The sequence below is a fragment of the Massilia aquatica genome, from assembly GCF_011682045.1.
In the GTDB taxonomy this organism is placed as follows: Bacteria; Pseudomonadota; Gammaproteobacteria; order Burkholderiales; family Burkholderiaceae_D; genus Telluria_A; species Telluria_A aquatica.
Window position 1 is genome coordinate 1 of record NZ_VVIW01000055.1, and the last position, 5461, is coordinate 5461.

The window sequence follows — 5461 nt, forward strand, 5'->3', positions numbered from 1 at the left end:
TAGACCGTCGATGCGATCAGGTGAGGGCAACAATGTGGGCGCTGACAGTCTAGGCATTTGACGGGGTTGTGCTTTACCTTTCCCCTGCCGCGCAGCGGTGGGGGCGGTGTGTCAGACCCGGCCTCGCTTTGCTCGGTCGGGGATTTATCCACAGGCGGCTCTTGGTAGAAAGAAGGTAGAAAGAAGGTAGAGAGCGCTCCGACCTCTTGAAAGCCGCTGTCCATGCGGGTTTCAAGAGGGGGGGGGGAACGCTATGCCGATAAAGCGGAACGCTATGCCGATAAAGCGGAACGCTATGCCGATGAGAGCGGAACGCTATGCCGATGAAAAAAGCCCTTGTTTGGCGGGCTTGTACGGAACGCTATGCCGATGGTTGGAGCCACACGACGAGCTGGGACTTGCCCTTTGTGCTGTTCTCGATGCTGCCCTTGGCAATGATCTCCAGTCGTTCCAGCTCATGCACTGCGGCTTGCAGCGCTTCCCGGTATTTCCGTATAGGGCTGGCGTACTCCATTTTTTCTTTGAGCCAGTCCAGCGCGTACCGCTGCACCGAGTCAGCAGACGTGGCCAGGAGCCGCTGCAAGGTCTTGGCCATGTCCTGCCCACGCCCGATCTGCATCCGTTTATCCCAGTCAATTAGGCTGTATTCTCGATTGCCGAACATCACCACCCAACGCGGGTCGAGAACGAAGCTGTAAGCTTCACTAGCGCCGTCATAGTCAAGATCCTTCAGGACGTTAAACGACTGCATCTTGCCCACGCTGTAGCGGGTCGAGCCGTCGGGCTTACGCGCTTCAAGGAATAAAACGCCTTCACGCAACCGCTTCATGCTCTTGTAGAGCCAGTCATATTGCGATTTGCCGGTCCCACGCTTGAGCTTACGCAGCAGTTCGGCACGATTCAGCGGCACAGGCGTACCTAACTGGTACGCCTGGGCAAAGGCGATTAACGCCATGATGAGATCGCCGTCTGCCTCGTCCAGTTGCTCCCCGGTGTACTCCAGCACGCAATCCTTGCGTGTGACCATCTCGGTCTGCTGGTGTCGCTTGCGCTTTCCGCGTGCGATCGGAGCAATGAAGCTAGAGCGATTTAAGTGGTTCGGAAAAGCCCCGATATCGAAGCCCGGTAAGAACATCTGCCGGGGTGTTTCTGCCGCCTTTTGTTCGGCTGCCTCATTGCCAATAACGGCTCGTTGTTTCGTTATTTCCAGCATGTCAGCCAATGTCTTGCGCCGAGGTGCGTTATCCTTCTCGTCAGCCATAATCAAGCCTCTTTCTTGGTTGTTGGTTAGGCGTAGGCAGGGGTTGCCTCCCCTTTCTACGCCGTCCGAATATTACTCCTACACACCGCCCCCACCGCTTCGCGGCCGGGGAAATATCACCCCAAGCTCTGGCCGCGATCACGCTTCGCTTCCCGCGCCTTCTCCTGGGCCTGCTCTTGCCGGTGCTGCTGCGTTTCCGGGGCGTTCCACGCCTTTTCAGCCGTGCGCCTGGCGTAGTCCTCAATGTGGCCTGCCTTGCGGCTCTCTACGTTCGGGGAACACTCCCGGATACCCTTCTCGATGTCCTGCACGGTGAAGCGGCCACCCTTTGCCATGTCCTGCGCGATCATCCAATCCATGCGTGAGAGGTCCGCGTCATCGCCATACTTCGCCATCAAGCGCTGGGCCTGCCGCTGGTATTCCCTGGTGGGGTCGTAGCTACCGTATCCTGGATTGGCCGCCTGGATGGCTTCTAGGCGCCTCTGGCGCTCTTTTTGAGCCCCTGCCTTGTCAAGCCCTTGCTCAACACGCTCCAAGAGCGCTGGAGCGGCTGTAGCGGCCTTGCCGGTGCATTCATGGGCAAGCACATACGGCTGTCGCCCGTCGCGGGTGTGTTTCGGCTTTTGGTTCGTGAAACCGGCTAGCCGCCCGTAATGCTTGCTGTCGGCGCTGTTCAGGTCGCCGCCGTAGTGCTTTGCCAATAATCGCGCCGCCACAGTGCGCGCCTCATCAGATAAAGGTTTATCCGATAGCTTGACCCATGTCTGATAGTTTCCCGGCGAGGTTTCTATCGTTGCAGCGGATGGAAAACCATCCTTTGCCATGCTAAAAACTTTATCCGCCGTTAGGTCGTCAACCAGTACCAGCCCATGTTCTCCAGCCGGACGGATATACACGTCGTTGCCCTTGGCGTTCATGCGCTTGAGCCATGCGGCAGACTGCTCGACCTCTGCGCGGCTCCATTCCCGGTTCATCATTTGCCCGGTCTTGGCTTCCCGAATTCCAACCTCAAAGCGCGGAACGTCCAGCGCTTTTATTTGCTTTTGGATCCCTTCAAGGCTTCGATCACGGCGGGCTTCAGGGCCTCCGCTACTGCTTCCGCGTCCAAACTGTTCTGGATTGTGGGCGGGTGCAGCCAGAGCCAGAACGCGCTCACGAGCGCCGCCGTAACCAATCCGGTCATCACGGCTAGAGCGTAGTGTCTCCACTCCATCCGCTGGCCTGCCCGGTCCAGACTCTCCGCGGCCTTGTTCGCTTCCGCTGCCGCTTCCTTGTACCCCTTCACCGACTCCGTGAGCTGGCGCGTGAACGTCTCGCCCTGCTCCCGGCTCTTGCGGTCGATCTCGATTAACGTCTGCCGTGTCTCGTCCGTCAGCGCGGCCAGTGCCTGGGCCAGTGGCTCCAGCGTCACGGCCAAGTCCTCCGCGCTCTGGTGCTTGGCCTGCCTCACTGCCTCGATCTGGCTCGCCAAATGCTCGATGCGCGTCGCGTTCGATGCTGCTGCGGACTGCCGCAAAGTCTCTATCTTGCTCATATGTAACCCCTCGTTTTGCCAGCCCTGCCGGACTGTACCCCTTGCCCAGGTCGCTACCTTTCATAGTCACACCGTCCAGCCGATACGACAGGCCAGACAGCTTCGCCCCCTCAAGCTGGACGACTGGCACCAGCTCGACGCCCACGGTGTCCAGCCGCTCCTGGTACTCGGTAAAGCTTCCGCAATCCTTGACCACTGCATCACAGAACTGCTGCAACCGTTGCCGGGTGGACGGTTCACCGGTCCGTAGATGCCGCTCAACCTCGCCCTTGGTCGGCGCTTTGCGCTCGGCCTCGATGCTCGACGGCACCCGTTGCAGCCCATACTCCTTCTCCAGCTCGCGCATGATGACCTCCTGCCGCTTGTAGTCATGGCTGTCGCTGGTCACGGTGCCGTCAAAGCGGATGCGGTTCGCCAAGATGTGGATGTGTTCGTGGTCGGTATCGACGTGCCGTGTCATTACAAACTGGTTGTTTTCCAAGCCCATGCCCTCCATATACCGCTTCCCAATCTCGCGCCACTGCTCATCACTGAGCTTTTCACCCGGCGCGGCGGATAAAGAAACGTGCAAAACCGCCTTGCCCAAGTTAGGTCTTAGCTTACGAATTTCGCCGAACTCTGCCGCAAGTTCTCGCGGCTTTTCTCCCGCCATATTCTTATCAATGACGCGGCCTTGCTCCTTCGTAAGGTCGTATTCCAACGCGCCCCGGAAGCCTTTGCCTTTAACCGCCTTGGCAATCATTCGCTGCCTTTAATGCCAATCAGTGCAAGCCGCAACTGATTAACTTCTGCCCGTAGACTCTCGACCAGGTCGTTACTTATGACGACATTCCGGCCTTCGTTTCCAGCCCTGGCTAACTGATTCAGATTTGCTGAAAGCCGCGCCAGGTTGGCGTACTCTTCCCGGTTGATCGCCGGCACTGGCGGCGCCGGAAGACGACGCGACAAAGCAGCCTGGCGCAACCAATGCGCCGGCGTCACGCTCATGGCGTCGGCCTTGACCTTCAAGGCTTCGAATTCGGAACGCGACACGCGCACGCCGATGGTCACTTCGCGGACGGTGCCGGGTTCGTTTTTTGGACGGCCACCGCGCCCGCGCCTGGGCGCGGCGGTGCCGTCTGGTTCTTGACTTTGTTGTTGCATTACAACCCTCCGAGCGCAGCGAGTGGGGCGATGACCGCAGGGAAGAGGCTAGTTTTCGCTTGCGAAAACATGGCTTGCTTCTAGCCCGTACACCCGCCAATATATTTATCATGCGTGCATCGTCGATGCAACCTCACTCACAAGCCCCAGTGCTCTGCGATCAAACGCAATACGACTGTGACTCTGTCAGAAGCAATTTGGGCAATATTCCCGGTTAGTGCCACTCCCGCTAATCCAATCGCCAGCCGGGTGCCGTCGGGCGACCATGCCAAGAAAGTGACACTATATTGATGCTCTAAGAGGGGGACTACACACGCCCAGCTGGCTGCAAAATATTTTCTATATATAGAAGGCAATCCTATAGAGGAAAAATACGCTTGCGTTTAAACTGTTTCAGTTCCCCAGGTTGAAGCGGACGAGTTTCCATATCAGCCGATGCCGCTCGTTCAATCTGCTGGTCAGTCATGGTTTTAAGACGCCTCCAATTGGTAGCGCCAATCAGACCTTGAGCTTCCTTACTCGTCACTTTTTTTATTGACATAAATACTCTTTTTAAATTCACTTTTACGTTTGAATTCTTTAAGTTCATCTTCTGTTGGCCAAGCACTATCAGGATCACTTTTTGCAGCCGCTTCCAGCTCTTCTTCAGTCAAAGCGCGTGCTCGCTCAAAATCAGAGTTTCCTTTAAGTAATTTCGCTTCTTCCGCCGTATATCTAATAATAGCCATTTTTTCCTCACTAAAAGAGTAGTTAAAAGAACTGACCAGCTTGATACATTTTCTTCTCAGCCTTATTCGCCAGTCGGGCTGAAATAATTCTCACCGTGTCACCGTCTCTTTCAGTATACACCATGAAAACCAGATCGTACTTTGCAATACCGATAACTTGAAATCGCTGTTCGCCATATGATCCATGGTCTTCTCTTGTTATATATTGATCATCTTCAAAAACATGCAAGGCATCTTTAAAATCAATACCATGCTTGACTATATTTATACTGTTTTTTTGCTCATCCCATTCAAATTCCATGTATGCCCTATCAATTATGAGGTAACTGAGATTTAGTAATGATTTGTTAATTATATCAAGACGTAAGGGTATGTGTGCAGTCGGTCATCAAGAACTACCCGAACGGAGGATGGTCCAGCGTAGCATAGGACTGTGGCACGTCAACCTGAACAGCTACAGTCGTGGGCAGCGCAATTTTGACGAATACGGCCCGGAATTGCTTGCCGTGTTTCCGGTCGGTTACCAGCTGCCGGACGCCAACGCGTATTCGCTTGGCGACATGATCGGCGCGTATCCTACCAGCGTAACCAGTTCGCGTTCGCTTTTGATCAGCAGGCGCAGTACGCAAAAGTCATTGTTGCTTTTGTGAAACTTGACACACTTGAACTAGACCGTCGATGCGATCAGGTGAGGGCAACAATGTGGGCGCTGACAGTCTAGGCATTTGACGGGGTTGTGCTTTACCTTTCCCCTGCCGCGCAGCGGTGGGGGCGGTGTGTCAGACCCGGCCTCGC

7 protein-coding genes and 1 pseudogene are annotated in these 5461 nt (G+C 55.6%); all 8 read right to left on the reverse strand.

What is annotated here, in order from left to right; translation table 11 throughout:
- Positions 1-361: 361 nt before the first annotated feature.
- Entirely contained in the window at positions 362-1261 is a 900-nt protein-coding gene (locus tag F1609_RS33620; RefSeq protein WP_229422202.1) for a plasmid-related transcriptional repressor protein, read from the reverse strand.
- A gap of 116 nt (positions 1262-1377) precedes the next feature.
- On the reverse strand, positions 1378-2406 hold the full coding sequence (locus F1609_RS34975; RefSeq protein ID WP_229422203.1) for a RepB family DNA primase: 1029 nt from the start codon (positions 2404-2406) through the stop codon (positions 1378-1380).
- Positions 2295-2795, reverse strand: coding sequence for an IncQ-type mobilization protein MobB (locus tag F1609_RS34980; protein ID WP_167082252.1), 501 nt, complete (start codon positions 2793-2795; stop codon positions 2295-2297). Before F1609_RS34980 ends, F1609_RS34975 begins: the two co-directional genes overlap by 112 nt.
- 328 nt (positions 2796-3123) lie before the next feature.
- Positions 3124-3537, reverse strand: a pseudogene (locus F1609_RS35525) (relaxase/mobilization nuclease domain-containing protein); the annotation flags it as partial.
- Complete coding sequence (locus F1609_RS33640; RefSeq protein ID WP_167082242.1) at positions 3534-3938, reverse strand: plasmid mobilization protein; 405 nt, start codon at positions 3936-3938, stop codon at positions 3534-3536. The gene F1609_RS33640 and the pseudogene F1609_RS35525, both read right to left, overlap by 4 nt.
- 515 nt (positions 3939-4453) lie before the next feature.
- Positions 4454-4666 (reverse strand): hypothetical protein, encoded by a 213-nt coding sequence (locus F1609_RS33645; RefSeq protein ID WP_167082244.1) that lies wholly within the window; start codon positions 4664-4666, stop codon positions 4454-4456.
- Positions 4667-4688: 22 nt separating this feature from the next.
- The gene (locus F1609_RS33650; protein ID WP_167082246.1) at positions 4689-4967 is read right to left on the reverse strand and encodes a BrnT family toxin; all 279 of its coding nucleotides are present in this window, start codon (positions 4965-4967) and stop codon (positions 4689-4691) included.
- 219 nt (positions 4968-5186) lie between these two features.
- Positions 5187-5288 (reverse strand): hypothetical protein, encoded by a 102-nt coding sequence (locus F1609_RS35530; protein ID WP_441294938.1) that lies wholly within the window; start codon positions 5286-5288, stop codon positions 5187-5189.
- Between the last annotated feature and the right edge of the window lie 173 nt (positions 5289-5461).

Excerpts from the sequence above, each read along its gene's own strand:
- F1609_RS33645 (WP_167082244.1), bottom strand. The coding sequence starts at position 4,666 with ATGGCTATTATTAGATATACGGCGGAAGAAGCGAAATTACTTAAAGGA.
- F1609_RS33640 (WP_167082242.1), bottom strand. The coding sequence starts at position 3,938 with ATGCAACAACAAAGTCAAGAACCAGACGGCACCGCCGCGCCCAGGCGC.
- F1609_RS33650 (WP_167082246.1), bottom strand. The coding sequence starts at position 4,967 with ATGGAATTTGAATGGGATGAGCAAAAAAACAGTATAAATATAGTCAAG.
- F1609_RS34980 (WP_167082252.1), bottom strand. The coding sequence starts at position 2,795 with ATGAGCAAGATAGAGACTTTGCGGCAGTCCGCAGCAGCATCGAACGCG.
- F1609_RS33620 (WP_229422202.1), bottom strand. The coding sequence starts at position 1,261 with ATGGCTGACGAGAAGGATAACGCACCTCGGCGCAAGACATTGGCTGAC.